Annotated in this window: 24 protein-coding genes and 2 pseudogenes; 16 read left to right on the forward strand and 10 right to left on the reverse strand. The window is 55.2% G+C overall.

What is annotated here, in order from left to right:
• Positions 1–54: 54 nt before the first annotated feature.
• The 5 genes from IQ254_RS11795 to IQ254_RS11815 all read left to right on the forward strand — a co-directional run bounded on the left by IQ254_RS11795 (position 55) and on the right by IQ254_RS11815 (position 3,164).
• A complete protein-coding gene (locus IQ254_RS11795) occupies positions 55–372 on the forward strand; it encodes a hypothetical protein (protein ID WP_193966359.1) in 318 nt (105 codons plus the stop codon).
• 24 nt (positions 373–396) lie between these two features.
• Positions 397–771, forward strand: coding sequence for a hypothetical protein (locus tag IQ254_RS11800; RefSeq protein WP_193966360.1), 375 nt, complete (start codon positions 397–399; stop codon positions 769–771).
• A 63-nt stretch (positions 772–834) separates the two neighbouring features.
• The gene (locus tag IQ254_RS11805; RefSeq protein ID WP_193966361.1) at positions 835–1,566 is read left to right on the forward strand and encodes a dinitrogenase iron-molybdenum cofactor biosynthesis protein; all 732 of its coding nucleotides are present in this window, start codon (positions 835–837) and stop codon (positions 1,564–1,566) included.
• An 8-nt stretch (positions 1,567–1,574) separates the two neighbouring features.
• Positions 1,575–1,919 (forward strand): hypothetical protein, encoded by a 345-nt coding sequence (locus IQ254_RS11810; RefSeq protein WP_193966362.1) that lies wholly within the window; start codon positions 1,575–1,577, stop codon positions 1,917–1,919.
• 351 nt (positions 1,920–2,270) lie between these two features.
• Positions 2,271–3,164: a ChaN family lipoprotein gene (locus tag IQ254_RS11815; RefSeq protein ID WP_228040556.1), complete on the forward strand. Its 894-nt coding sequence runs from the start codon at positions 2,271–2,273 to the stop codon at positions 3,162–3,164.
• A gap of 117 nt (positions 3,165–3,281) precedes the next feature.
• On the opposite strand, the gene IQ254_RS11820 is transcribed toward IQ254_RS11815, so the two are convergent.
• From IQ254_RS11820 to IQ254_RS11830, 3 genes are all read right to left on the reverse strand, one after another.
• Positions 3,282–4,070, reverse strand: coding sequence for a toll/interleukin-1 receptor domain-containing protein (locus IQ254_RS11820; RefSeq protein ID WP_228040558.1), 789 nt, complete (start codon positions 4,068–4,070; stop codon positions 3,282–3,284).
• A gap of 226 nt (positions 4,071–4,296) precedes the next feature.
• Entirely contained in the window at positions 4,297–4,647 is a 351-nt protein-coding gene (locus IQ254_RS11825) for a rhodanese-like domain-containing protein (RefSeq protein WP_193966364.1), read from the reverse strand.
• Between the two features lie 190 nt (positions 4,648–4,837).
• Positions 4,838–7,459, reverse strand: coding sequence for a M1 family metallopeptidase (locus tag IQ254_RS11830; RefSeq protein ID WP_193966365.1), 2,622 nt, complete (start codon positions 7,457–7,459; stop codon positions 4,838–4,840).
• A 198-nt stretch (positions 7,460–7,657) separates the two neighbouring features.
• On the opposite strand from IQ254_RS11830, the gene IQ254_RS11835 reads away from it, so the two are divergent.
• The 6 genes from IQ254_RS11835 to IQ254_RS33100 all read left to right on the forward strand — a co-directional run bounded on the left by IQ254_RS11835 (position 7,658) and on the right by IQ254_RS33100 (position 14,243).
• Complete coding sequence (locus IQ254_RS11835) at positions 7,658–8,425, forward strand: plasmid pRiA4b ORF-3 family protein (RefSeq protein ID WP_313887431.1); 768 nt, start codon at positions 7,658–7,660, stop codon at positions 8,423–8,425.
• A gap of 165 nt (positions 8,426–8,590) precedes the next feature.
• On the forward strand, positions 8,591–11,083 hold the full coding sequence (locus IQ254_RS11840; protein ID WP_228040560.1) for a lipopolysaccharide assembly protein LapB: 2,493 nt from the start codon (positions 8,591–8,593) through the stop codon (positions 11,081–11,083).
• A 72-nt stretch (positions 11,084–11,155) separates the two neighbouring features.
• Positions 11,156–11,449, forward strand: coding sequence for a DnaJ domain-containing protein (locus IQ254_RS11845; RefSeq protein ID WP_193966366.1), 294 nt, complete (start codon positions 11,156–11,158; stop codon positions 11,447–11,449).
• Between the two features lie 34 nt (positions 11,450–11,483).
• Complete coding sequence (locus IQ254_RS11850; protein WP_193966367.1) at positions 11,484–11,999, forward strand: nucleotide exchange factor GrpE; 516 nt, start codon at positions 11,484–11,486, stop codon at positions 11,997–11,999.
• Between the two features lie 129 nt (positions 12,000–12,128).
• Positions 12,129–13,715: an Hsp70 family protein gene (locus IQ254_RS11855; protein WP_193966368.1), complete on the forward strand. Its 1,587-nt coding sequence runs from the start codon at positions 12,129–12,131 to the stop codon at positions 13,713–13,715.
• Positions 13,716–14,030: 315 nt separating this feature from the next.
• The gene (locus IQ254_RS33100; protein WP_369011299.1) at positions 14,031–14,243 is read left to right on the forward strand and encodes a hypothetical protein; all 213 of its coding nucleotides are present in this window, start codon (positions 14,031–14,033) and stop codon (positions 14,241–14,243) included.
• Positions 14,244–14,279: 36 nt separating this feature from the next.
• Here IQ254_RS33100 and IQ254_RS11865 read toward each other — a convergent pair whose 3' ends face one another.
• Positions 14,280–14,507: a hypothetical protein gene (locus tag IQ254_RS11865; protein WP_193966369.1), complete on the reverse strand. Its 228-nt coding sequence runs from the start codon at positions 14,505–14,507 to the stop codon at positions 14,280–14,282.
• 294 nt (positions 14,508–14,801) lie between these two features.
• Here IQ254_RS11865 and IQ254_RS11870 point away from each other — a divergent pair, with 294 nt between their 5' ends.
• Positions 14,802–17,189, forward strand: a complete 2,388-nt coding sequence (locus tag IQ254_RS11870) for a GGDEF and EAL domain-containing protein (protein WP_193966370.1) — start codon at positions 14,802–14,804, stop codon at positions 17,187–17,189.
• Between the two features lie 101 nt (positions 17,190–17,290).
• Here the strand turns inward: IQ254_RS11870 and IQ254_RS11875 are convergent, their stop codons facing one another.
• From IQ254_RS11875 to IQ254_RS11880, 3 genes and pseudogenes are all read right to left on the reverse strand, one after another.
• Positions 17,291–18,403, reverse strand: a complete 1,113-nt coding sequence (locus tag IQ254_RS11875) for a saccharopine dehydrogenase family protein (RefSeq protein ID WP_193966371.1) — start codon at positions 18,401–18,403, stop codon at positions 17,291–17,293.
• A 601-nt stretch (positions 18,404–19,004) separates the two neighbouring features.
• A pseudogene (locus tag IQ254_RS33555) lies at positions 19,005–19,136 on the reverse strand (type II toxin-antitoxin system PemK/MazF family toxin); the annotation flags it as partial.
• Between the two features lie 25 nt (positions 19,137–19,161).
• The gene (locus tag IQ254_RS11880; protein ID WP_193966372.1) at positions 19,162–19,398 is read right to left on the reverse strand and encodes a hypothetical protein; all 237 of its coding nucleotides are present in this window, start codon (positions 19,396–19,398) and stop codon (positions 19,162–19,164) included.
• Between the two features lie 530 nt (positions 19,399–19,928).
• Between IQ254_RS11880 and IQ254_RS11885 the strand changes: the two are divergent.
• Positions 19,929–20,117, forward strand: a pseudogene (locus tag IQ254_RS11885) (ferredoxin); the annotation flags it as partial.
• 79 nt (positions 20,118–20,196) lie between these two features.
• Here IQ254_RS11885 and IQ254_RS11890 read toward each other — a convergent pair.
• From IQ254_RS11890 to IQ254_RS11900, 3 genes are all read right to left on the reverse strand, one after another.
• On the reverse strand, positions 20,197–21,087 hold the full coding sequence (locus IQ254_RS11890; RefSeq protein WP_193966373.1) for a 2OG-Fe(II) oxygenase: 891 nt from the start codon (positions 21,085–21,087) through the stop codon (positions 20,197–20,199).
• A 958-nt stretch (positions 21,088–22,045) separates the two neighbouring features.
• On the reverse strand, positions 22,046–22,639 hold the full coding sequence (locus IQ254_RS11895; protein ID WP_278000318.1) for a glycoside hydrolase family protein: 594 nt from the start codon (positions 22,637–22,639) through the stop codon (positions 22,046–22,048).
• 254 nt (positions 22,640–22,893) lie between these two features.
• The gene (locus IQ254_RS11900; protein WP_193966375.1) at positions 22,894–24,078 is read right to left on the reverse strand and encodes an NAD(P)H-quinone oxidoreductase subunit H; all 1,185 of its coding nucleotides are present in this window, start codon (positions 24,076–24,078) and stop codon (positions 22,894–22,896) included.
• A 98-nt stretch (positions 24,079–24,176) separates the two neighbouring features.
• On the opposite strand from IQ254_RS11900, the gene IQ254_RS11905 reads away from it, so the two are divergent.
• Genes IQ254_RS11905 through rsmH form a run of 3 tightly spaced genes read left to right on the forward strand, consistent with a single transcriptional unit; the run spans position 24,177 to position 25,569 of the window.
• Positions 24,177–24,458: a hypothetical protein gene (locus tag IQ254_RS11905; protein WP_193966376.1), complete on the forward strand. Its 282-nt coding sequence runs from the start codon at positions 24,177–24,179 to the stop codon at positions 24,456–24,458.
• An 11-nt stretch (positions 24,459–24,469) separates the two neighbouring features.
• Positions 24,470–24,670 (forward strand): hypothetical protein, encoded by a 201-nt coding sequence (locus IQ254_RS11910; RefSeq protein WP_193966377.1) that lies wholly within the window; start codon positions 24,470–24,472, stop codon positions 24,668–24,670.
• 29 nt (positions 24,671–24,699) lie between these two features.
• Positions 24,700–25,569, forward strand: coding sequence for a 16S rRNA (cytosine(1402)-N(4))-methyltransferase RsmH (rsmH, locus tag IQ254_RS11915; RefSeq protein ID WP_193966378.1), 870 nt, complete (start codon positions 24,700–24,702; stop codon positions 25,567–25,569).
• The last annotated feature ends 115 nt before the right edge of the window (positions 25,570–25,684 follow it).

Genomic DNA, 25,684 nt, shown 5'->3' on the forward strand with positions numbered 1-25,684 from the left:
CCCCAGATCCCCTGCCCCCGCTCCCTTCAACACTAATCAAACAGGAGAAGACCCATGCTGATGCTGCCAACAACCGAGGCTGAAACCCTGGCCATGTCGTTCTTGATGGAGGACTTGGAGATTCTTCCAGAGAATCACGATTTTTTTTCAGTGCTGTCTACACGGGAAACCGGAAGCGAATGGTATGTGGTGGAAATTGGCGTAGAGGGCTTGCCCGACCGGTGGGTGCTTCAGGTGTTTGACACCGGCCAGTGCGACCCCTGCTACACCTTTGTCTCGCCCATGCCGGCGGGAGAAGATGCCGACTTGCAGGAGTTCCCAGAAGATATTGCCCAGGCCGTTGCCGCCGACCGGGCCGGGAACCGAGCGTAATCGTTTTACCTGGCTAGCAGCCCTATGACGCCTCTGATATTACCGCCCGAAGACCTCCCCCCAGACTCCATCACTGAGACGGATCTGATGCTTCGTCGGCAGCTCGAGATCTCGACCAGCAAACTTTTTTTTGAGGCCTGCGAGGGCCCGATTCAGTCGCTACTGATGGAGTGTAGTTGGACTATCACCATGACAACGGTGCCCATGCTGGTGATTTATTGCTCAGATGTCTTGCACAACTGGCGAGTGCTCAGCCATATGAGGGCAATCGCCCATTCCCTGGCAGACTTCAGCCCCCAGGCCAAAATCCGGGTCTTTCCGCCTGCGGGCACGGGCGACCCCTTTGATCTGCGGGTCGATGAGCGATCGCAAATTCGCGATCGTCGCTCCGATCGCTAACTCGGACGACAGCCCGTCTACCCTGTCCACAACCCTTGCCCACCTCTAACCCCGGTCTATCCCATGCCAAACCAACCCATTTCCGATGATGTGGCGATTAGAATTGCCCTGGCGGCGAGGGCTTTACCCGACGTATCCCTAGGCGATTTGATCGAGGCCCTGCAGACCAACCTGGGCGATGACCTGACGGAAGCGTCGCTGAGCCAGGTCACCGTCACCCAGCTCAAGCGAGCCTTCGGCAACATTTACGAAGTCGATGGCGAATGGGAGGGCGAAGACGCCGACAACCAGGATATTTCGACCTTTAAAGAGGCCGTGCGTATTCTTTGGGGTGAGCAGACCCAGTGTGAGCAACCCCTACCGATCGAGCCCTACGAGGAAGGCGATCTGCCCAACTCCATTCGAGTCGCGGTGGCTTCCAACCAGGGCGAGAATCTGGACGGGCATTTTGGCTCCTGCGATCGCTATTTGATCTACCAGCTGGCCGCCGATGACCTGCGCCTGATCGCGGTGCGATCGGCCCTCGCCGCCGACCTCAGCGAGAGCAAAAACGCCTACCGCGTCGATTTAATTCGCGACTGCCCGGTGCTCTACGTGGTTTCCATTGGTGGCCCGGCGGCGGCCAAGGTGGTGCAGGCCAATATCTACCCCATGAAGGTAGAGGCCGGTGGCCCAGCGCGAGAAGTGCTGGCCGATCTGCAGCGGGCGATCGCATCCTCGCCGCCGCCGTGGCTGGCCAAGATTCTGGGCGTTGCCGCCGATCGGCGGGTGAAAAACTATCAGGCGATGAGTTGAACTAAACCATGACTATCCAACCGAACCAATCTAGGATTCAGGAAATTCGCAGCATTACCGGACTCAGACCGACGCACTTTGCCGACCTGGTGCGAGTAGCGCAGCTGATCTATGACCCCGGTGGCGGCGTATCGGGCCGAGTTGTAGCGGTGAACTGGCGAGAGTTTGAGATGACTGAGCCGGTGGTGGCCAATTTGCAAGCCCTGGGCCAGAAGTACCAGTACGAATCGCCCCATGTGAACCTCGACCTAGTGTGGGATGACCTAATGCCAGAAACCCGCAGCTGGTTTATGGCCAACCGCAGTCTACTGTGGCGGATTGAAGAAGCCTTTCCGGCCCTGGATGAGGATTGAGCAACGGGTGAAGCTAGAGGCGGGCAGCTTCAAGCCTCGGCCTGACTCACAAGGCTTGAATGTCAGAGCGGGCCAGGGCTTTGGGATGGCGCTTGTTGTAGAACAAAGGCGGTGCGAAAATCAGTCCCTTCGAACTGGCCAGAGGAGGCATTGGCGCGATCTAATCGGACGCTATAAAAATGGGCGGCGGTAAGCATGCAGAAATACAGAAATTCCCGATTCTTTTGGTGCTATCTAGTCATTGGGTGACCTTCAAGGGGTAACGATCGAGCGCGGGTTGCGATCGCCTGGTGAACCCTCCAAATCTGGCTTTAAACTGTAAAGACAATATTTCTCCGTTAAGGCCCGCCCATGACCCATCGGCGCAGACTGAATCTGAGTTGGGCCACCGGTGCTCTGCTATTGGCGTTGCCGATGGCCTGTAGTCTGGCTCAAACACCGGCACCAATGACCGCACCCATGACCATGGAGGTGATAGAGGCAGCCGATTTTGCCCAAGACGAGGCCTTTGGGGCGATCGCAGCTGCCGATGTGGTGTATCTGGGCGAGCACCACGATAGCGCTGCCGACCACCAGGCTCAGCTAGCGATTATTCAAGCGCTCTATGCCGAAAATCCTGATCTGGCGATCGCCATGGAGATGTTTCAGCGCCCCTTTCAGCCCGCGATCGATCGCTACCTGGCGGGAGACATTTCTGAGGCGGAGCTGGTAGTTCAAACCGAATACGAGCAGCGCTGGGGCTTTGACTGGGAGTACTATGCCCCGATTCTGCGATTTGCCAAAGCTCATCAGCTGCCGGTACTGGCCCTAAATGCCCCTAGCGAAACGGTACGTCAAGTTTCCAGGGAAGGGCTTGACAGCCTGGAGGGCGACGACTTGCGCTACATTCCGCCCCTGACCGACATTGACACCAGCAACTCGGCCTACCGGGCGTTTGTTGCCGAGGCGTTTGGCTCCCACAGCGCCCACGGCAGCTTTGACCTGGATAATTTTTTTGCGGCCCAGGTGCTGTGGGATGAAACGATGGCTGCCACGGTAGCCGAATTTGCGCAGACATCACCCTCTACCCAGGTGGTGGTGCTGGCGGGTAACGGCCATGTGGTCTATGGCTACGGTATTCCCGACCGAGTCGAGCGCCGGTTGGGAGATGCGGTGCAGCAGGTCACGGTACTGCTAAATTTTCCGCCAGAGCGTTTGGCAGTGGAGGCCGACAACATAGGGGATGTGCTGTGGTACAGCGAATAGAGACTGCTAACGCTACTTAGAGTGTTCCAACTAAATACCTATCCGGCGTCTCTCCGCGACCGGCCCACTGGGCCGAGTTCGCGTTCCTGATTGGGATGTTTTTTAGGTGGAATACTCTTATAGCGATCGAGGGCTACCGACGATCTGAGTTAGCAAGCTCTCTACCTGGGCCAGGCCAGGCCCCAACTGGCTATCGGCCCACTCTAGCAGCGCGGTGACGCGGTTAGCCTGGGGAGCTGAGTCAGGGGGCACATGGCCAGGGGGTGGCTTGATCATAAACATCAGTTGATTGAACTGGGGCCCCGGCAGGCTAGCGAGATCTTTGAAGAGCTGACCGCGCTTCGCGAAGCGTTCCGGATCGGAATCGAGGCTGGGGGTCTGAGCACTCGCTACTTGAGGCGGCGCAGCTTGAGGCGGCGGCGTGCCCCAGCCGTCAGCCTGGGGTGGGGGCGAACCAGCCAGGGTTTCTACTGCCCTACGAATATCTTTGACAACATCTAAAAAAGCGGCATCGTGGCTCGACCATTCAATCACGGGTTTGCCATCCTTAGGTAGCACCTTCAGCACGGCAAAGGGAGCCCCCTTCCAGTCGGTGGGGGTCAAAATAATGGGAATTACCTTGACGTCGCCATTGCGGTGACGCGCCATGGCCCGCTGCATTTCTTTGCCGTAGCAAAAATCTGAACTCATAAAGCGGGGGCTGATCAGCAGCAAAATTATGTTGGCGGCATCAAAGGCGTTGAGAATCTCTTTATTCCACTCGGCCCCCGCTTCTAGGTCGCGATCGTGCCAGGGAAGGATTTTGCCCTGACGCCGGAGGGGGGTGAGGTGGTCTTCGAGTTCCTGCTTAAGGGCTTCATCCCGATGGGAGTAGGAGATAAAGACGCTGAGCGGCTGAGCAGACATGGCAGAGCAGGCGTGAGTTTCGCCCCCTACTATAGCCTGCCTGCGATCGCCGCTCTGGTCGCCCTGTACTGCTTTGGCCCCTGGGTGTTGGAGGCGACGCTGGCGCTTCTGCATTGAAAGCGTTGACCCCGGCTCGAACCTGCCCAGGGGGAAGAGGTTCTGGATATCAATGGGGTCAGGGTGCAACGATACCCCCGACCCCGGCTGAGTTTACCCGCAGTAATGTCTAGCCTTCGATGGGGTATTTAGCGGCTTGCCAAGCGGCTAAACCACCAGCTAGCTCAGCCACTTTCTGAAAGCCAGCTGCTCTGAGCTGACCGGTGGCCGTGGCCGTCATTTCATCAGAATCGCCATAGACATAGATATCTCGCTCCTGCTCAAGGTTGCGGCTGACGGCATCAACCAGCATGGGTAAGGGCATTGAGACGGCGCCCTGAATATGAAGCTCGTTAAATGCGGCGCGATCGCGGACATCAATGATAGTCAAAGCAGGCTCACCCCAGTCAAGGCGAGACTTGAGATCTTGAACAGTGGCCTGGGGCTTCATAGCCGGGGGTTTCACAAAGAAGGAAGTCATAGAAAATACCGGGTGAGGAATTGGGCTTACATGACTTAATGTAACAGGTATTAAAGTTTTGTAAAGTTTTTGTCGGCAAGCCATTGATATGACCGGGCGCCTTCCTCGACCGAGAGGGGTGCCCGGAGGGCAGGGTGGGTCAAAATAGCTGGGCTAGCAATAGTCCTGGGCGTCAGTGGCGCTGGCATCCTCACTTTGCTTTTGCTTCCAGGGTCTCCAGGCGGCTCTTGAGCTCCTGGTTGGATTTTTTCAGGTCGTCTAGTTCCTGGCGCAGCTTTTCGACCGCCTTGTCTTTGCCGATCGCCTTTTGCACCGACTGCACTGCTTCCTGGGCGCGGCGGCGCACCCGGCCATCGGGGGTATGGTCGGCCAGACTTTGCAGAATAGCCATGGCGCGTCCGGTTTCGATGCTGCTCAGGCCCGCCACCGCAGACACCTGGGTGAGAAAGAAGGATTCGCTGGCAATGGTCTCTAGCCGATCCAAGATCCGCTCCACATTGGGTTTGCTTTGGCCTTTAGAGATTGAGCCGAGGGAACGAATCGCCGCCAGTCGCAGGGCCTGGGGCGTGCCAGGCTCGGTATACTTGAGCACCAGATTTAGCGCGTCTTCCGAGGACTTGAACTGGCTCAGGGCCGCGATCGCCCCCGACCGCACCGTCTCATTCCAGCCCTGACGCTCTTTGAGAATGCTCTCCAGCAGCTTCAGGGTCTTCTTATCTTTGGCTTTGCCGTCGAGGTCGGCGGCGCCGACTTTGCCCAGGGAGCGAATGGCGGCAGCTTCGACGTAGTAGCTGGGGTCGCCTTTATCGGCGATGGTCTTCAATGCCTTGTAGCTGTCAGAGGTTTTGATATCGCCCAGGGCTTCTACCACGGCGCGGCGGACGCGGGCTTCGGGGTCTTGGAGCCCTGGCAGCAATCCTTCAACGACTTGATCGAGCTTGACCGAGGCCAGCTGTTCGGCCACTTCGGCGCGCACGCCCCAGAAGGGGTCGTCGGTGAGGGATTTAGATAATGCCGTGATGGCTTCGAGGCTGCCTTTTTTCGCCAATGCGATCGCTGCCTCGATCCGCGATAGGGGGTCGGGGTCGTGCTGAAGCTGGGCCTTGAGTTCCGCCACCGGATACTCCAGCTCCACCGTCTTGAGGTAGTGGTTGCCCACGTCAAAGCTAATGAAGTCAGGCTTTTTATCGAGCGGGAAGAACAGCGCCTGCTCGCGCTCGTGGATGCGCACGGTAAAGGGTTTGACCTCGACCCTGGCGGATTTTCCTTTGCCGACAAAGCCGAAGCCGATGGGAATGCGCAGGTCGAACAGGCCGCTGCTGCTGCTGGTGTCGCCGTCTTTGGCCTGGGTTTGGGTGATGGTGAGCTTGGCCAGGTTGCTGTCGCTGTCCCAGCTGTAGGCGACCTTGTAGTCGGGGTGGCCGCCGCGCAGCACGTACTGGTCAAACAGGGGCCGCAGGTTGCGCCCGGTGGCCTTGTCGATCGCCCGCAGCAGGTCGATGGTTTCGACGGTCTGGTGGGCATTGTCTTGCACAAAGGTGTGAATCGCTTCCCAGAATAGGGCGTCCCCCAGCTCGGCGCGCACCATGTGGTAAACGCAGGCCCCTTTCTCATAGATGTGGCGATCGTACAGCTCGATCGCCTCTCGGTAAACGTGGGTGACCATAGGGCGACGGTAGCGGCTCTTGTCTTCGTTCAGGTAGCTGCGGGCCTCGCCCAGGCGGTAGTAGGCGGCGGCATCGGCCCCGTACTCCTGCTCGGTCCACATCACCTCGGAGTAGGTGGCCATGCCCTCCTTCACCCAGGCGTGGCTCCAGTGGTTGATCACCAGCAAGTCGCCAAACCACTGGTGGGCCAGCTCGTGGACCACCAACGATTCGGAGCTGCGGTTGTCGATCGCGGCCCGTTCATCCAGCAGGCAGCGATCGGTCAAGATTGTCACCGAGGTATTTTCCATGCCGCCAAAGATAAAGTCGGCGGCGCAGACCTGGGCGTACTTGGGGAAGGCGTACCTGTAGCCGTACTTTTCGCTGAGGAACTCCACCATGTGCGGGGTTTTGCCCATGGTGAGCTGGCCCTGGTCTTTACGGCCTTTCTCCACGTAGTAGGTGACGGGAATGTCTTGCCACTGGTCTTGGATGACGTCAAACTCGCCCACGGCCAGGGCCATTAAATAGGTGGGGTGAACTTGTTTTTGAGCCCAGTGGTAGACCTTGTGGCCGTTGTCTGCTTTGGTCTCTACTAATTCGCCGTTGGAGACCACCTGGTAGAGGCTGGGTACCCGCACCTTAATCTCTGAGGTGGAGAGCATGCCGGGATAGTCAAAGCAGGGAAACCAGAAGCGGGAGTCTTCGTCTTCGCCCTGGGTCCACACCTGCACGGGCTTGTCGGGGTAGTGCTGGTCGGGGCCGATGAAGTAGAGGCCGCGCTCGGGCTGCACCAGACGGTAGGCGATCGCAACGGTAAAGCTTTCCCCCGCCACCGTCCGCTTCTTCAGCTTGATGTGGAGCTGCTCGCCGTCGTAGTCAAAGTCTTGCTTGGCGCTGCCCACCTTGACCGACTCGATCTGCTGGTTCACCGCATCTAGCGTCAAACTATTGACGCCGTCGCGCACGGGGTTGATGCGAATTTTGCAGGTGCCCTCGCAGATCTTCTGCTCCAGATCGAGGCTGAGATCCAGCGCGATGTGCTCGACCTGGCCGGGGCGATCGGGGTTGTAGTGGGGTTTGGCCCCCGGCATTTCAAAGGATTTGTGGCCGTTGTCGGTATCGAGCAGGCTTTCGATCTGAAAAGCGCGGTGAGCGTTGGGCATGGGAGCAGTGAACCTTTGTGTGACGTTTCGTGTGATGAGCGGAGACAGGCGTGACGGGCCAAATACACCCCAGATCAACAGTCTATCTTGACTGACATAAAGCCATCCTACTTTGAATTTCTCCAAGCCGTAGTCAGATTGACATTGCTTAAGTGAGGGTGCGATATGATCAGGGCTCTTAACTGAGTCATTCATACTGTGGTTAGCCCAGCAAACCCAGGGCAGCGCCTGTATCGGGGCTTTGCGCTGCCGTTTCTTGGGTTCCGTCTCTGGCTCTGGGGTTGCTTTTCCCTTTTCGCGCTTCTGGGCCAATCGGTCAAACATACTTGCGGCATCAGGCACGGCTTTCAATCTCCTTGGCTAGCGATTCATACTCTCCGCAAGCAAGCTCCGTCGATTTATCAGCTCAAAATCACCCTCAGGGGTGCCCGGCCACCGATTTGGCGACGGGTGCAGGTGCGTAGCGATGTCACGCTGGGCCATTTGCACTGGGTCATTCAGCACGGTATGGGCTGGACCAACTCCCATCTCCATTCGTTTACGATTCGCGGTGTCGATTACGGGGAACCGATGCCTGATTTGGGCTTTGATGAGCTGGAGCTGCGTGACGAGCAGTCGATTAAATTGAGCAAAGTCATTTCAGGAAAGGGGTTTAAGTTCTCATACCTCTATGACTTTGGCGATGCTTGGGAGCATGAGATTTTGCTTGAGAAGGTGCTGGCCACTGAACCTGGCGCCAGCTATCCTGTTTGTATTAAGGCAAAGCGGGCCTGCCCCCCCGAAGACTGTGGCGGCGTTTGGGGCTATCGAGATTTTCTAGACGCGATCCAATCCGCCGACCATCCAGAACATGAAGAAATGCTCGAATGGGCGGGCGGGTTCTTTGCCCCAGAGGATGTTGACCTCAATGAGGTGAACCATTTGTTAAAGACGCTCTCCCATGACACGACCCGTTTTGAGGGTTAAGAACGCTACCCTAAAAGGGTTTTAGCCTATTTGATAGAATGTCAAAACCAGCGGATTAAGGGTTGGTGGTGGTTGAGCTAGTACGAGAAACGGCTCTCCTCATAATTGTGGGGAATTGTGGAGAGTGGGTGTTGTTGCAGTTGTGCACTTTAGGAGACTTTAGTTTTGGCTAAGCGTAAAGGAAGCCAGCAAAACTCTCAAATCACAGCAGCTCGCCAAGCTCTAGACCAGCAGCTGCAACGCTTAATGGCTCAAAACCTATACCCCCAGGCTCTGCGCAAGCTACAGCAGGCCAAGAAGCGAGATCCTGAACAGGTTTTTGGTATTACCGAGGCCGATATTTGGCTCCAGCAAGGCCAGTACGAGTATGGGCGTGGACAGTATGCCAAGGCAGAGAATTCCTTTAGCCAGGCCCTGGGCCTGGAGCTAGAGGAAGATGCCTACTACTGGTTGGCCAAGAGCTATCTAGCTCAACAGAAAGCGGCTGAAGCCTTGGAGCTATTTCAGTCGGCCTTTGACGCTAAGACGCTGCCTAAGAACTTGGGCGGCAGCTACCTAAAGCTGCTGGTGATCAACCACCAGGTCGAGCAGGTGGAGGCTCTGGTAAAAACCCAGGCCAAGCGATTTTATGCTCCCCATCTCCACTGGGCTAGAGGGGCGTTGGCTCTGCAAGCTGGCGACCCGAAAGCGGGCCTAGCTCACTTCAAAAAGATGGGCCGACCGGCTAGCCCTGGCGACTATGTACTGGCCTGGGAAGCCTACGCCTACCGGATGTTGGAGGACTGGCCCGCTGCCGGACGCCTGCTGGGTATGCCCTCGCCCGTTTTTGGTAGCCTAGCCTTTCCAGGTATGGGGCCTAAACACCCTGTCATTCAACCACTGCGCATGGCCCTGGCCACCCACAGTGGTCGTCGCATCGGTGACGTGTGTAATCTCGATCAGCCGAACTTGCCTCACCGCAGCGCGGCCTGGGTCTTAGAGCTGCTGCACCTCCTGCGAGAAGACAACTTTCACGACGCGGCCCATGTCGTTCTCGATTTCCCTAAAGAGGTGACGGGCGACTACCCAGAGTTGAAACCCCTCTACCGCCCCCTGATGCTCTTGGCGGGGCAGCAGGCCCTGCAGCAGCAGGAACTCGGCTGTACGGCCTCCTTTTGGGGCGGGGTTGTCAACCAGCCCGAATTTGACCCAAAATTGGCGGTGCAGCTTTACCTGGTGTTGACGGCTACCCGAGATTCGCGCGCCGCTCAGCAATTGGTCAACCAGCTGCTGAGCTGGTTGCAAAAAGCCGCGAAGCGTGACCCCCAAGCCTGGCCAAAGGAGCGTTTGAAGGCCACCCAGGCCAAGCTGTACTGCTGGCTGGCCGATCAGCAGATGCATTTAGGCCGCTACCGCGATGCGGAACGGAGCGTGCGCCGGGCCGAGCAGTTGGCCCCTGACCATCCCGAGGTGATTGGCCGCAAGGGAATGGAGTTATTTGCCGATGAGAAACACCAGGAGGCCATTCCGCTGCTCACCCAGGCCCTGGAGGCGGGCTGCCGATTTGAGGAAGTATATATGGCGTTGGTCGAATGCCTGGAGGCGGACAAGGAGACGCTGAAATCGGTGCGGCGCCAGTTTGGTAAGCACTTTGGCGATATTGGCGTAGATACTGAGGTGGATATCCCTACCTGGGTAGAGGCGCTCAGCTTTCAGTACTACGGGGTGATGGCAGAGTTTGTGAACAACCGCAGAACGCCCCCGCCCCCGGCACCGCTCAAAGCCCTGCAAATTTTTCTAGACTCGGCTAAGGATGAACCCAGCAGTAGTCAAAAAATTAGCCTCGATCTGGAAGCCGCGGTGCCGCAGTGGGATGACTTGCTGCGATCGCATTCTCCCAGCGAGCAAGTCGAAATCTTGAAGGCGATCTATCTGGTGATTCAGCAGCATGCCCGACGTAACCAAAAGGGCATAACAGCCCAGCAAAATCGCTATGTCGAGCAGATTTATGAGCTCATTCCCACGGTGCCAGAGGCCAACCTGGCTTACCTAATGCTGCTGCCCTTAAAGAACCTCTCTAGCAAACGCTTAGAGGTTGCGGTTACTGCTGCGCTGCGACGATCGCCCCAGCCGGGAAATTTGCTGGCCCAGGCTCAGCTGCAGCTCAGTCAGTTTGGCCACAACCGGGTACTCGCTCCTTTTATCGAAGAGCAGCTCCGCCAGGAGCCCCAAAATCCGCTGCTGCTGCTGGCCCAGGCTACCCTCTATCCGCGCAGCTCCCAAGAGTACCAAACCTTCTATGACCAGGGCTTTGAGCTTGCTCGCCGCCTGCAAGACGCAACAACCCTGCAAGCCTGTCGCGAAGAAGAGTGGTTTAAATCTCAGGAGATGACCCGCCGGGTGGTGGGTAGCCAACTCGATCCCCACGGGAATCTCGGCCAGATCGATATGATCGATCTGATCAGGCGCATGGCCCGAGAAGCCTTTGGGGAAGATGTGCCGCCCGAACTGATCGCTAATATGCTGCCAGAACTGGAAGCCAAGCTGAACCGGGAGTTCGATCCGTTTGACGATGATTTTGATGATGACGAGGACGACAGCCTTCCACCCTTCTTTCTGCCCCTGCCAGGGCGAGGAAAATCCTCCTCCAAGAAGCGCAAACCCTGGTACAAGCTCTAGCATCGCATAGCTTTAGTCGGTCAACCATTCTCGACACCTGCTCCCTGACACCTGTTACCTAATCCCTCACCGATGCAAGACTACTACGATCGCCTGGGCCTTTCTCCTGGGGCTACCCCCGCCGAGATCAAAGCCGCCTACCACGCCAAGCTCAAAGAATTCCCAGCTCATAGCCATCCTGAAGACTTTAAGGCGATTCGCGCCGCCTACGAGGCCCTGCGCAAAGGCCCTCAGCGGGAGGATGATTTTTTTGCCGAAGTGCCTGTTCAGGCCGAACTTGATCCGGCTCTGATAGAGCAACTGCGGCAACGAGCCAGCGTCGCCGTAGATGTTACCTTTGATGATCTAATTCGGCTGACGTTCTAGGCTGGCTAGCCCTCTATCACCTTGCCCCAAACCCATGACCCGATCGCCCAGAGACCTTGCCAATCAAAAAATTCAGCTGCGCAAGCAGCAGGAAACCCTGCTGCGCGATCTGTTGACGGTGGTCGATGCCCTCGATCGAGCTGCCGACCATTGGCATCAGGCTGAAGGAACTCCCCGGCCTGTTCAGTCGCCCTTGGCTATGACTTGGTGGCAGCGCTGGCGGCAATGGCTGAGTCTGTGCCCGCTGATTGCCCCCAGCCCCCAGCCCGATCAGTCCGCAACCCGCGCCGAAGTCGTCACTAGTGCCCGCCAGGGCATTGATATGATTCGCGAATCTATGCTGACGGTGCTCAGCCAGCATCAGATTGTGCCCCTGCCCTCCCAAGGACACCCCTTTGACCCGACCCAAATGCACGCCCTAGGGCAGCAGGTAGACGCCCATTGTGCCCCCAACATGGTAGTGCAGGAGGTGGTACGCGGCTATCGCTGGCAAGACCGAGTGCTGCGGGAAGCCCAGGTGATTGTGGCCGTGCCTCCGGGAGAAGAGTAGTGGGTCTCGCACATGAATCTGGGCTGATGCAAGAGGAAGCATGGGGCCCATGGGGCAGGTAAGATGGGCTGAATAAATGAAGGAATTCCTTAAGCTATGTACTGTGTTCAACGAGAAGGGTAAGCACCCATGGGACAAGTCGTCGGCATCGATTTAGGCACCACGAATTCAATCATTGCTGCCCTGGAGGATGGACAACCCTGGGTGATCCCCGACGAAGATGGGAGCATGTTGCTGCCCTCCTACGTGGGCATGAGCGACGGTGGGCAACTGCTGATCGGGCAGTCGGCTTGGCGGCAGTACGCGGCAGCGCCCGATCGCACCGTCAAGTCGATTAAGCGGCAGATGGGCACTGATTACACCGTCACCCTGGGCGATCGCACCTATCGACCCCAGGAAATTTCCGCCATTATTCTGCGATCGCTCAAGCAGCGGGCCGAGGCCATGCTCGAAGACGAGGTGACCCAGGCGGTCATTACGGTGCCCGCCTACTTTACCGATGCCCAACGGCAGGCCACTAAAGAAGCTGGCGAGATCGCTGGCTTTGAGGTGTTGCAAATTCTCAATGAACCGACGGCGGCGGCCCTGGTTTTTGACCTCGACAGCGAAGACAGCGAGACCGTGCTGGTCTACGACCTGGGCGGTGGCACCTTCGATGTCTCCATCGTCGAAGTTACCGGCGATGTCACCGAGGTGCTGGCCAGCCACGGCAATAACCGCCTCGGCGGCGATGACTTTGACCGGCTGTTGCAGCACTTTTTAGCTGACCGCTTTCTACAGCTTCACGATACTGAGGTGCCCAACGATGCGGTCACCCAAGCGCGGCTGCTGCAAGCCGCTGAGCAGGCCAAAATTGCCCTCAGCGAGCACGCTTTCACCACGGTGCGTGAACCCTTCCTGGTGAGCCAAGGCGAAACCGCCCTACACCTGGAAACCGATGTCGCTCGGGAAGACTTTGAAAACCTGATTAAACCCCTCCTGACAGGAACTCTAGAGGCCATCGACCGAGCCTTGAGCGATGTCGATATGACCGCAGATGACATTGACCGGGCGATCTTAGTCGGCGGCTCCACGCGCATTCCCCTGGTGCAACACCTGGTCGAAGGCCACTTGCCCGACACCCCCGTCAGCAGCTTTGAGCCCGACCTCTGTGTGGGCCTGGGGGCTGCCCTGCAAGCCGGGGTGCTGTCTGGGGCGGCGGTAGACAACATTTTGGTGGATGTCAGCCCCCATTCCCTCGGCATTGCAGCGATGATGGACACCCCTCTGGGGCCAGTGCCCGGCCTGTTTAGCACCATCATTCCGCGCAATAGCGTCATTCCCACCTCCCAGTCTCAGGTCTATGGCACCGCCGCCGATGGTCAACAGATCGTCGAGATTGAGGTGTTTCAAGGAGAAAACCCCATTGCCAAGGAGAATGTGCCCCTCGGGGCCTTTCGGATCGAGGGCATTCCCCCCAAACCCGCCGGGGCTGTACAGGTGGAAGTGCATTTTGACTTTGACATCAATGGCATTTTGACCGTTACCGCTACCGAAAAAGGCAAGGGTCAACAGCAGTCTCTGGTGGTCAACGACACCCAAACCGGGCGACTCTCTAGCCATGAACTGCACCAGTCTAGAGATGCGATCGCCTCACTCTTTGGCGCTCTACCCCTGTTTGAAGCCGAAGACGATGAGTGGGTCGATGTTGATGTGTCTCTGGATGAACAGGAGTAATACTCAGAACTTATCTGTGCAGTTAAGAGTAAGCACGCCAACCGAGGCATATCAAGTTATGGTCACCCACCCGTCACCCAGGCAAACGCTCAAGCCGCCACCGCTAGAAAGTGGCGATGCTCTTTCAGAGCCACTGTGTGAACGCCTATCTCGCATCGAATTTGAGCGGCGCTACGCCGCTGACCCCCAGGTGAAAAAAGCAGAACTGATCGAAGGAGTGGTTTACGTGGCGTCTCCCCTGCGGTTTAACCAAAGAACGCCTACCGCCGCAACAGCATTCCGGAATACATCATCTGGAATGTCTACGACAACCAGATCGAATGGTTGCACCTGGTCGAAGGCGTTTACACCCCCCTGCCCGTTGAGGCCGACGGCATGGTGCGGAGTCGGGTCTTTCCGGGGTTGTGGTTAGCCGTTGGCGACCTGCTAAACCAAAATATGGCCCAGGTCTTAGCCGTGCTTCACGATGGCCTACAATCCACCGATTACAGACATGGGGTACAGTCTTTAACCCAGCCCTCTGGCTAAGGGTAGTTAGTGACTGTAGAGCCAATGATGAGCTGTTTAAGTCGCCCAGGTGCGCCGGTTGGTGTGGGTGCTGTAGCCGCGTAGGCCCAGGCGATCGCATGCCTGACGCAACGCCGCATCACACGCCTGCCGCGTAATAGGCGCATTCCCACCGCGACCGGGGAACAGATAACCACTGCTGGGTAAACCAGCCTCCCCCAGAACAGCTTTGAGTTTGGAATGTAGAGGCACCGACCGGGTGCGCTTTATGATGAACCATCCCATCACTCCTTCGACCTTATTTTTGGCATCCTAATCCCAACCGGTAAATTGGCAAAGCCTAATCCACGCAGTGGGATATACGTAGATACACTAGTCACGAAGTTGTCACGCTTACCCATTATTCTGTGTAACACCCCGTTGTTTTACTGACTCATGAGGGAGCTAAACTTATGGCCGGGTTCTACCAAAGCAGACAAGTCTCGGAAATATAGAAAACTGCAGCGTTGAATAGAAATTATTTTAGTTGCTAAATTTAGATACCTTAATAATTTTAAATAGCTGAAGAGGGTGACTTAAATGAAGCAGTTTGCACAACATAAAGAAGAATCAAAAGCCTATGGAAACCAGCTCTTGGCTACACTTGAATATCAGAGTGTAATCACACAAATTAGTCAATCTGCTTTGTCTCAACTTCCATTAGTTGATCTAGTTCAAAGGTCGGTTTCGTTAGTTTCTCAGGTGCTCAGAGTCAGCGGCAGTGACTATTGGCAAGTCCTATCAGATGGGCAAAAATTGTGTCGAATCGCTAGTACTCAAAACGTTTTCGAGCCCAGTAGTACCAGCGTTCAAGAGATTTCAGGTCTTACCCATTTGCTCAATGCCCACGAACCAATATTCTTTTCAGCCGATGCAGCCCGCTTTGAACAGGGTAGCTTGCAAAAACTACTTCCTGGTAATATGCACGGGATCGGATACATTATCTCAGGTCGCGATGCGCCACTAGGCGTGCTCACTGTATATACCCATCAGCCACATTTATTAACCCCTAGCGAAAGTCAATTTTTGCAGGTTATCACTCAGCTCTTAGTCACTGCGATAGAGCGCAAACGATCGGAGGCACTTCTACTTGCCCAAACACAAGTACTCGAGCAAGTTGCCTCTGGCTCTATGCTGCCCCAAATTTTAAATAGTCTCTGTCTGCTTTTAGAACAAGAGCTACCGAGTGCTTTTTGTTCAGTGCTGCTGATGGATGAGAAGAGTAAAACCCTGTGCTCAGGCGCCGCCCCTAGCTTGCCCAAAGACTATGCTCACGCCCTTAATGGCCTGGTAGTTGGTGAGCAAGCCGGATCCTGTGGAACGGCAGCTCACCGAGGTGAAGCAGTATTTGTCAATGATATTGCGATCGATCCTCTTTGGGCACCCTTCCGAGATTTAGCCTTATCTCACAATATAAATGCCTGTTGGTCAATTCCTTTTTTCTCTAAAACAGGTGAGGTTCTAGGTACCTTTGCGCTGTCGCATCAGACTCCCTGTGCACCGAACTCAGACCATATCCAAATTATGAAGACTGCTGCCCATCTGGCCAGCATTGCAACTAAGAATCATTTGAATGGTGAGCGTTTACGTCATCAGGCTCTCTATGACGATCTGACTCAGCTAGCTAATCGTGCCTTTTTTACCGAGCAACTCCAGCTAAAGTTAAGGCAGCGCCAGCTAGACCGGTTGAATTCATCATCCTCAGCCAGCGAATTTGCCGTATTGCTGCTAGATATTGATCGGTTCAAACTGGTCAATGATGGTTTGGGACATACTATTGGCGATCAATTTTTACAGGCGTTTGTACAAAGAGCAGGTAATTGCATAGGCTCCCAAGCTCTATTTGCCCGGCTTGGGGGAGACGAATTTGCCATTTTACTTGATCAAGCTCAAGATCTGACAAAACCTTGTCAACTGGCTGACAGTTTACAATCGGCACTCGCAATACCCTTGAAGATCGGAACCTATGAAGTTATTGCCTCAGTGAGTATTGGTATCATTCACTCTTCTGGGAACTATTTCAAAACTGAGGATATGCTGCGCGATGCCGATATAGCGATGTATCAGGCTAAGGCTAATGGCGAGGAAAAATATGTCGTTTTTGACCAAACGATGCATGCCTCGGCACTTGCTCGCCTCCGCATGGAGCAAGGCCTGCGCTCTGCTGTAGAGCAACTGCGCCATGAAACCTCTCACCCATTTGAGCTGTATTACCAACCTATTGTTTCTCTCGAAACAGGTGAAATCCTTGGGTTTGAGGCCCTAAGCCGTTGGCTTCATCCAACTGATGGTATGGTTTTTCCCGGAAACTTTATCCCTATTGCAGAAGAAACTGGCCTTGTGGTTCCCCTAGGAATCTGGGTGATTGAAGAAGGGTGTCGGCAGCTGCAACAGTGGCAATCAAAATTTTCGAATCCCTCGTTGAGCATGAGCTTCAATGTCTCTGCCCGACAGTTTTCTCAGCCCGATATGGTATTCAGAATTCAAGACGTTTTGAATCGCTATCAGCTGCGGCCGACCAGCATCAAGCTAGAAATTACAGAAAGTATTTTGTTGGAAACTGCGCAGACGATAACTGAGCGCCTCGAACAGTTGAGAGCCATTGGAGTACAGCTCAGCCTTGATGACTTTGGTACGGGTTACTCATCGCTACAGTATCTAAATGATTTACCTGTTGACACCCTCAAAATCGATCGCTCTTTCGTCCAAAGCCTGCAACGACACGATGGCAAAATTATTCAAGCCATTATTGGGTTGGCTCAAAACCTGGGAATGACCGTCATTGCCGAAGGTATCGAAACTCAAGAGCAGTTGGCCTATCTCAAAAACCTTAATTGCGATCAAGGTCAGGGGTATCTCTTTGCTCGCCCTCTCTCTAGGACTGCGGCTGAAAATATACTCTCTACCACAGCAAGTCTAATTTTTTAGTCGATAGTCTAAAGACGAATTGTGGTGGCAAGTACGTTGCCAAACGGTCTCAAGGCATCGTTTGGTGTCAACTGTCGTGAGAAGACAGCCACGGAAAATGGCTATACCCAACTGTTTGCCGAGGGCGATCGCCGCTGAATAGCCAACTCTCGCTGGCGCAAAGTGCTTAAAAACTGGGGCGTTGTCACGGCCTGCTCCACCGGCCACACCCCAGGCTTGTGAAGCTGCCCAGTTAATAACAGCTGGGCCACGCTACCCGCCCCCGCCCCCGCAGCATAGGCGGTGTCTGGGCAGGCAAACGTGCTGGTCACGGTGGTTGGGGCACCCCCTTGCTGCCCCTGTACGTCGGCCCGCATGGCAATGCCAATGCCGCTAAAGCGATCGCTAACCTGGGTCATGCGATAGCTGACCTGGGCCAGGGACTCAATCGTTTTGGGCTGTCGCAGCCAGCCTTTGGGCGCAGCGTGGGCCATCAGCCAGGTGAGGTGATTGTAAATGTCGGGCAGGGAGCCAAATTTGGTTGTCACCGTCTGCACCGGAAACGAGCGCGGTAGGGTCATCGCCTCGATCGTGTTGAACCAGTACACGGCGCAGTCGCCATAGGGAGCCGGGAAGGTAACTTGCTGCCGCTGACTGTAGGGCGCGATCGCCTGCCAGCGGCCCTCGATCCAGGCCGCGATCGGGTGCTGTAGCTCCAGAAACGTTGTGCGCATCACGGTCATCCCGGCCCCGCCCGACCCCGCCACCACATAGCTGAGATGAATCGCCTCGGGCTGCTCCAGCGCCTCTATGCCCTGGCGGGCCATGCTGTTTGAAATGCCGGGAAAAACGCCCGTGCTGACGATCGCCGTCACCCCCGCTGCCGCCGCCTGCCCGCTGAGGGCTAGCGCCCGCTCTACGTAGGGCGGGTGGTCGGCCACATCGAGATAGTTGACGCCCAAATCGAGGCAGGTTTGCAGCACCTGGCTGCCTCGATAGCTGAAGGGGCCAGCGGTATGAATCACCAGATCGCAGCCCGCGATCGCCCGGCGCAGACCCTCGCCATCGGCTACATCTAAGCACAGGTATTGCTGCCGAGGATGAGTCAGGTTGACGCCCGCCGCCGACCGCCGACCAGCCAGGGTCAAAGTGGCATCGGTATGGGCGAGCAAGTCTTGGGCGACGCTACTGCCAATGCGGCCCAACCCTCCCAAAAGCAAGACATGCTGAGTCATGGGAAGGCTCCTGACCTACTGTTTACAGACTTTCAGAGCATTGTAGTGGCTCGGTCAGTACTACTGAGGACGGAGCATTGCTTTAGTCCGGCGGCTGAAACTGTATCACGCTAGCCATAGTGCCGCGCCAGAGGTATTGGGTGAGTTGTCTACCCATAGCTTTTTTGTCAGCAGAGTTGGTGGTTAGGGGCCAGTGCAGGGCGGCGTTGAGGTCGCTGCGGGCCTGCTCAGGCAGCAGCAGCCACAGGTGGGGTCAGCAGACGACGGCATCGAGACCTTACTTGAGATTGGGCCGCAGTTCAGCAGCACGTAACGTATTGCCCAGCTGGGTTGGCATTAGCTGCTTGGTCTGAACGGGTACGCCGCTCCTGGATAAATTCTCTGGCCAAACTAACCTACATTCTGGCCAGCGTCTCTTCCGGGCAGGCCACGCTTAATCTTGTTGCAATGCGTTGCTCCTCATATCCTCTGTCATTCATGCCATGGCATGAATTCAATTCCTCAAGCCTGCTCCCGCATAAATGCTCGTGGAAATGCGCATGACAGCAAAAGGTTATTCCCCTGCGGCGAAAATCCAACCCAGTCTTGGCGCAATATGCACCTACAACTTTAAGCAGTAACGGATAGCCGCTTCGACCTCTAACATCTTGTCATCCGATAACTGCCCAGCAGGAACTTCAGGAAAACGCTTTGGGTCAAGCGATCGCAGTTGAAAACACAAAAACACCGTCTCAAATAGACTTGCCCCCGCTGCATACTCATGGATAACTGAGGCCATCTGCTTCGCTAATTGCAAACTCATCGTTGATCTGCGTGATTTCGGCTTGAATATCAGGATCTGCAGCCATTTCAGCCAAAGCATCGACCCAGGTATCGTCTTTTGCCACAGACTCTTGCACACGCAGGAGTCGCACAAGCCGCTCTAATAGCCAAAGCTTTTCAGTGAAGGAGAGGGTTTCTATAGTTTGCTCAAGGGCTCGGAGCGTTTGAGACATCGCTTAATTCACGGTTAGGATTTAAGGCTGCTACCATTCTAGGATGACCCGCAAGGCCAGAGCTTTGCCCTGAGTCAATTTATTGCCTGATGATGCACGTTTTGCCAGATAGGCTGGTAGCAGCGCTCAACGGCTCCCAGCCCTGCACACCTACACTCGCCTGCAAACGCAACATCCACCCATGGTTACTGTCCCCCTCCCCGATGCTCAGTTAATGACATTCGCCGAGTTCGTTGACTGAAAACCCGACAACCGTCGGTACGAACTTCACCACGGTACCCCCATTTACCTGGGCCTGGGCGGACGCCGCTATGTAACTCAAGCAACCAACGTTTTCAACCTATCGCCTGGTTGAGGATGAGTACCAGGTTAGCCAGTTTCGAGGGACTGAGCCTATTCGTTCTGAGCTGTTTCCAGACCTATCGCTGACAGCCGACGCCATCTTTCGGGCTGCTCCCTTTGCGTCTTAACAAAGACACCCCGATCGCCCCTCCTCAGCTATAGACTCAGAGCATGGATAGGTAACAACCATGGCTCACCTCACTGCCCGTCGCCCCCAAAACATAGACGGCGACATCTACGTTGATGGCTCCTGCATCGACTGCGACACCTGCCGCTGGATGGCACCCGATATCTTTACCCGCGCAGACGGACAGTCAGCAGTTTTTCACCAGCCCGAAACCGAAGCCGAACGCCTAGCCGCGCTCCAGGCCGTGCTCCCGCAATCGCTCAAGGACGGCGCGTTTTTTGACTCTGAAGAGGGGGGCTTCACACACCTGCTCTCAGCCCTATGAATGGCTATTTTCTCTGCGGCTTCTGGCTCTTCTTGACCATGTGCTCGAGTCCGAATTTCCAGGCGCTAAACTTTACCAGCTTTTGTCCCGTCCAGGAAACCCGGTTTCTGGCCTGATTGTTCTTGGACCAGATAATCGGTGAGCCTACTCTCATCTTTGAAGCGATGGGACTCCAGTAGTAAATAGAAATAAGTTTACGACTGCGATCCATAGGGCAAGACAGTGGCTGAGGAACACCATGAAGGGTCTCCGTTGTGGTTGGGAAAATAATGGTGCAATTAAACAACGGTGGATAGCTGGCTCGCTGCTGGGCCTTAATTGGATCTTGCAGAACCAGATCGCCCCCCCAGCTCAGTTCCCAGTCATGGTTGAGGTAAATCAAGAGGTTAACTCGCCGCGTCAGTGGCATAATCGGGTGCTGAGTGTAGTCTGCATGAAGGTTCAGCCACCCATCTCGACCCATTTCATGTAACCCGGCCCCGAAAAACGTGGGATCGGGAACCAGATCATCAATACCTGTAATTTGCTTAATCTGCTCAATAAATTCCGTTGAGTTGAGCCAGAAGCAGAAAAGTTGGGTGAATATTGAAACGCCTGCCGTACCACGGGATGTTTTTTTCTGCTCGTTTTTAGTGTGCCATGTTAGCCACTCACACTGATCTTCTCGAGGGAATTCATGCACAATGCGACTTAAAGCATGCTCTGGAAACAGTCCATCTATGACCAAATGAGGAAATGGCTTCCCGGAGTTGTATTGCTCCTTGAGTGTAGGTGTTTCCTGCCGAAGCCGAGCCAGAGTTCCAGGCAGCGTAAACTCCAGATCTAGGGCGGACTCTTGCACAATAAAATTGGTGCCAAACGATTCAGATGTTGCATTCTCAATTGGATTTGACATGGGTAATTCTAAAGTCTAAATAGATGAATTGAACTGTTGTCTTTTCGTTTTTCAATTGGACTATAGGTTCCAAAGACTTTAGAAAATTGCCGACTGACAACTAAACCCAGAATGTTATGGGTCAGCCTTATGAACTACTCTGTAGCGTTGATCTATAGCTTCTCATCTAACAATAGACAAGACTGAGAAGCAGTCATAAACTGGCAGTCCTGAGCCTGGAATATAGGATCAGGACTGTGCTTAAGGGTTTTGGACGATTCAGTAAAATGGGTCTTGGCCTGTGGCGTGGCTAGACCCAACTTGAGTCTATTAAAGTGTTCTAAACCTGATACAGGAGTAGAACGGCAATTAATTTGCAAAAAAATACCCTGGCTATAAACCGGGTTCGCTTTCTGCAACCGTGACAACTAAGTAGATGACTAAGGCAGCTAAAGTAAAACTCCAAACAGCCTCCGAATAGTATTCCTAATTAGGTCTCATGCTCTGATCGTTTAGAGAGAAGTAGAAAATGGCAGACTTAGTCTGAGACTGCTGAAATGCTCCTTTTTTGCAGTTGGAGGTAATGATAAACACACCTAAACCTTGAGTATTTTTCACTGAAGTTAGGCAACTCTTGGATGTAGAAGTAGCTTTCAGATCATAACCCTTAAGAAAGGTCAGTGGACTTACTGAACGCCTCTTCTAAATAATCATAATTCCATAAAATGGTCTAAGGTGGTTGAACTTTAAGTGAGCTTGCTGTCGGAGAGTTTGAAGTGTCAATGAAGTCTGGCTGGGTGTATTTAGCGGCCGGGGGACTAGATGGCCGATACAGATGCCGCTTCTGTAAAACAGATTGGTTCTTTGCGGAATGTACACACCCCGGCTTGTAGTTCCCTATGGCGAAGCTAAGTTGAGTCACACCGCGCCTTCTGTATCCTTATATAGGGGCGCGGTGCTATCGCTATAACTCCTGGGGTTATTGCGGCAATTGCCCCGATGCCGATAGTTCAAGCTCTTCTTCAAGAAGATTCTTATAGATGCGGGGCAGACGGGCTGTCATACTATTTGACTCAATCCCATAGCCCAAGCTCGTCCATGTGCCAGAGAGGCGGCGCAACACTTCGTCGAGACGACCATCGCGCAAAGCGGTAGGAATATCTAAATCCCAGGCTGACGAATCTTTCAGCCAGTTATATACCACTATGTCTTGAGATTCGGGGTCAAAGCTATAATCGTCCCACCCGCCAAACCAGCTGGGCCCTTTAGGATGATAGTGACGGGCTTTTTCTTGCCAAGTATCGGTCAAAAATTGGTAGCGTCCAGCGGCGGTAGTGCAGCGTCCTTGATTAGGGCCGGCGACAATTTCCACACAAATATTGGGATGCCGCTTGATCTGCGGCACAAGCTGCCCGCCATAGAGCACGTTGTAAGGCTCGTTGATATTTGACTCAGCGGCAGAAATTGTGCGCATGAGAGCTCGAAGATAGGGGTCACCGCCTGCCATAGCCAAGGGCTCGGGGTGACTGACCCACACCGCTTCCTGAATCTGCCGGAGGGAAGGGCGGGGCAGCGATCGCACACCCACAAGCCCTACCCCCAGGAGCAACAATGCAGCGATCGCCGCTGCCCGCCGCCGTTTGGCAAGCTTTACCTGACGCTGACGGGCACGGTGAAGGGCAGAGCTAGAAGGCAGTGAGGTCACGGGCGACAGATTTTACAGGGGCATGAGTGGCTAGCAACAGCCAGCCGAAGGAAAGCAAAAGCTAAGCCACTGCTATAGTAGTCCATTAGCTTTAGAGGCTGCTTTGGGGTGAGGCCCTATGTTTAGCGGTCTACCGACCCCATAATCACGTCGATACTGCCCAAGATAGCCATAATGTCGGCCACCTTAACGCCCTTGAGCAGGTGAGGCAAAATCTGTAGATTGTTAAAATCAGGGGCGCGGATCTTAAACCGCCAGGGAAAGACGTTGTCATCACCCATGATGAAGACGCCCAGCTCACCTTTACCACTCTCTAGGCGTACATAGTGTTCCCCGGCCGGAATTTTGAACGTAGGGGGGATTTTCTTGCCGATGAACTGGTAGTCAAAGCTGTTCCACTCTGATTTGGGGCCTTCGGACATGCGCTTGGCCTCTAGGTTCTCAAAGGGGCCACCGGGCAGTTGGGCGCAAGCCTGTCGAATAATTTTGATCGACTCGCGCATTTCGCGCACCCGCACCTGGTAGCGGGCCATGCAGTCGCCTGCGGTTTCGTAGTGCACATCCCAGTCAAAGTCGTCATAGCACTCGTAGTGATCGACCTTGCGCAGATCCCACTTTACTCCCGAGCCGCGCAGCATGGGGCCAGACAGCCCCCAGGCGATCGCCTCGTCGCGGGTAATGGTGCCAATGCCCTCGATGCGGCGGCGAAAGATGGGGTTGTTGGTGATCAGCTTCTCGTACTCATCAACCTTGGGCAAGAAATAGTCGCAAAAGTCCAAACATTTGTCGATCCAGCCGTAGGGCAAATCGGCAGCGACACCGCCAATGCGGAAGTAGTTGTTGTTGATCAGGCGCATGCCGGTGGCGGCTTCCCACAGGTCGTAGATCATCTCCCGTTCGCGGAAGATGTAGAAGAAAGGCGTCTGGGCACCCACGTCGGCCAAAAATGGGCCAAGCCACAGCAGGTGGTTAGCGATGCGGTTCAGCTCCAGCATGATGACGCGAATGTAGCTGGCCCGCTTGGGCACGTCGATGTCGGCTAGCTGCTCGGGAGCGTTGACCGTGATGGCTTCGTTGAACATACCCGCCGCATAGTCCCAGCGGCTAACGTAGGGCACAAACATCACGTTGGTGCGGCTTTCGGCAATTTTTTCCATGCCTCGGTGCAGGTAGCCAATCACCGGTTCGCAGTCGATCACGTCCTCACCGTCGAGGGTGACAATGAGCCGCAGCACCCCGTGCATAGAGGGGTGGTGGGGGCCCATGTTGAGCACCATGGGCTCGGTCTTAGTTTCAATGATTGACATAGGGCTACCCAATGGCCGAAGTACTGTTGTGCTGTATCTTTGAGTATCTTAATGGGTATCGCCTCAGTTGGCATAGTCAGCAGAGATTGGGATCGCTAATGGCTCGGAAACTTTTGCTAATTGTTTGCGCCATTGTTCCAGGTATGGCCGGGGTAGCCGTTTTTGGCTACTACGCCCTGGTGGATTGGGGCGCTCTACAACTGGCCTACCAGAATTACGAGGCTGTTATTAACCAGAACAGCGGGCTAGAGGCCATTTTTGTTGCCCATGGGAGCCAGAATATTCACCGCATTAACCTTTTTGCCGAGGGTACCTGGACATTGCTGAGCGCACTCCTAGCCATAGTTGGCATCCACGGACTGAGCACGCGCCGGGCCTGAGGCTGGGCCAGATGTCTCGCCTGAGGCTGAGCCAGATGTCTCGCCTCAGGCTGAGCCAGATGTCTCGCCTCAGGCTGAGCCAGATGTCTCGCCTCAGGCTGAGCCAGATGTCTCGCCTGAGGCTGAGCCAGATGTCTCGCCTGAGGCTGAGCCAGATGTCTCGCCTCAGGCTGAGCCAGATGTCTCGCCTGAGGCTGAGCCAGATACAGTAGGCTCAGCGAGATTTTTAAACGGTTGGGGAATGGCTGATTTGGATTTTCACCATGTGCCGGTGCTGCCCGAGGCGGTCATTGAGGGATTGAATATGCAGCCTGGTGGCCGGTATCTGGATGCCACGGCGGGGGGTGGGGGCCATAGTCGGCTGATTTTGGAGGCCGACCCAACGGTAAGCCTGGTGGCGGTAGATCAGGACGGGGCGGCGATCGCCGCTACCCAGACCAACCTGGCCGAGTTTGGCGACCGCGTTACCTATTGGCACGGCAACTTTGCCGAGTTCAACTCTGCTGGAGCACTCTTCAACGGCATTCTGGCCGACCTGGGGGTGAGCTCGGTGCAGCTTGACGTGGGCGATCGCGGCTTTAGTTTTCGCCAAACCGCCCCCCTCGACATGCGTATGGACCCGCGCCAAGACCTGACCGCCGCCGCCATCGTCAACCACTGGGATGAAGTCGAGTTGGCCAACTTGATCTATACCTACGGCGAAGAACGCCTCTCGCGCCGCATTGCCCGCAAAATTGTAGCCCAGCGCCCCTGGCAAACCACCACCGACCTAGCCGAGGCGATTTCGTACTGTGTGCCTCGCAGCTATCGCTATGGCCGCATTCACCCGGCTACCCGCACCTTTCAGGCGTTGAGAATAGCGGTCAACCGAGAGCTAGACGTGCTTGAAACATTGCTCAAACGCTCACCTACCTGGCTGGCACCCCAGGGACGACTCGTCATCATCAGTTTTCATAGCTTGGAAGATCGCCTCGTGAAGCACACGTTGAAAGATTCCCCAGACCTTAGGGTGATCACTAAAAAACCCGTGGTTGCTACCGAGGCCGAAATTAACCAAAATCCGCGATCGCGTTCGGCCAAGCTCAGGGTGGCCGAACGTAACCTGTTTTAAGCCCGGGGGTTTAAGCCAGAGGGTTTAAGCCCGAGGGTTTAAGCATCGCAGGGTGAGCCATTAATCCTCGGGACGCCCAAACTAACGTTGAGGGTGACTGGGCTAACGTACCAAC

Source organism: Nodosilinea sp. LEGE 07088, from assembly GCF_015207395.1.
Lineage (GTDB): Bacteria > Cyanobacteriota > Cyanobacteriia > Phormidesmidales > Phormidesmidaceae > Nodosilinea.

Excerpts from the sequence above, each read along its gene's own strand:
- IQ254_RS11880 (WP_193966372.1), bottom strand. The coding sequence starts at position 19,398 with ATGTCTCAAACGCTCCGAGCCCTTGAGCAAACTATAGAAACCCTCTCC.
- IQ254_RS11820 (WP_228040558.1), bottom strand. The coding sequence starts at position 4,070 with ATGTCTGCTCAGCCGCTCAGCGTCTTTATCTCCTACTCCCATCGGGAT.
- IQ254_RS11810 (WP_193966362.1), top strand. The coding sequence starts at position 1,575 with ATGACTATCCAACCGAACCAATCTAGGATTCAGGAAATTCGCAGCATT.
- IQ254_RS11825 (WP_193966364.1), bottom strand. The coding sequence starts at position 4,647 with ATGACTTCCTTCTTTGTGAAACCCCCGGCTATGAAGCCCCAGGCCACT.
- IQ254_RS11845 (WP_193966366.1), top strand. The coding sequence starts at position 11,156 with ATGCAAGACTACTACGATCGCCTGGGCCTTTCTCCTGGGGCTACCCCC.
- IQ254_RS11905 (WP_193966376.1), top strand. The coding sequence starts at position 24,177 with ATGGCTCGGAAACTTTTGCTAATTGTTTGCGCCATTGTTCCAGGTATG.
- rsmH (WP_193966378.1), top strand. The coding sequence starts at position 24,700 with ATGGCTGATTTGGATTTTCACCATGTGCCGGTGCTGCCCGAGGCGGTC.
- IQ254_RS11800 (WP_193966360.1), top strand. The coding sequence starts at position 397 with ATGACGCCTCTGATATTACCGCCCGAAGACCTCCCCCCAGACTCCATC.
- IQ254_RS11900 (WP_193966375.1), bottom strand. The coding sequence starts at position 24,078 with ATGTCAATCATTGAAACTAAGACCGAGCCCATGGTGCTCAACATGGGC.
- IQ254_RS11870 (WP_193966370.1), top strand. The coding sequence starts at position 14,802 with ATGAAGCAGTTTGCACAACATAAAGAAGAATCAAAAGCCTATGGAAAC.
- IQ254_RS11805 (WP_193966361.1), top strand. The coding sequence starts at position 835 with ATGCCAAACCAACCCATTTCCGATGATGTGGCGATTAGAATTGCCCTG.
- IQ254_RS11855 (WP_193966368.1), top strand. The coding sequence starts at position 12,129 with ATGGGACAAGTCGTCGGCATCGATTTAGGCACCACGAATTCAATCATT.
- IQ254_RS11890 (WP_193966373.1), bottom strand. The coding sequence starts at position 21,087 with ATGTCAAATCCAATTGAGAATGCAACATCTGAATCGTTTGGCACCAAT.
- IQ254_RS11795 (WP_193966359.1), top strand. The coding sequence starts at position 55 with ATGCTGATGCTGCCAACAACCGAGGCTGAAACCCTGGCCATGTCGTTC.
- IQ254_RS11910 (WP_193966377.1), top strand. The coding sequence starts at position 24,470 with ATGTCTCGCCTGAGGCTGAGCCAGATGTCTCGCCTCAGGCTGAGCCAG.
- IQ254_RS11875 (WP_193966371.1), bottom strand. The coding sequence starts at position 18,403 with ATGACTCAGCATGTCTTGCTTTTGGGAGGGTTGGGCCGCATTGGCAGT.
- IQ254_RS11850 (WP_193966367.1), top strand. The coding sequence starts at position 11,484 with ATGACCCGATCGCCCAGAGACCTTGCCAATCAAAAAATTCAGCTGCGC.
- IQ254_RS11865 (WP_193966369.1), bottom strand. The coding sequence starts at position 14,507 with ATGGGATGGTTCATCATAAAGCGCACCCGGTCGGTGCCTCTACATTCC.
- IQ254_RS11815 (WP_228040556.1), top strand. The coding sequence starts at position 2,271 with ATGACCCATCGGCGCAGACTGAATCTGAGTTGGGCCACCGGTGCTCTG.
- IQ254_RS11830 (WP_193966365.1), bottom strand. The coding sequence starts at position 7,459 with ATGCCCAACGCTCACCGCGCTTTTCAGATCGAAAGCCTGCTCGATACC.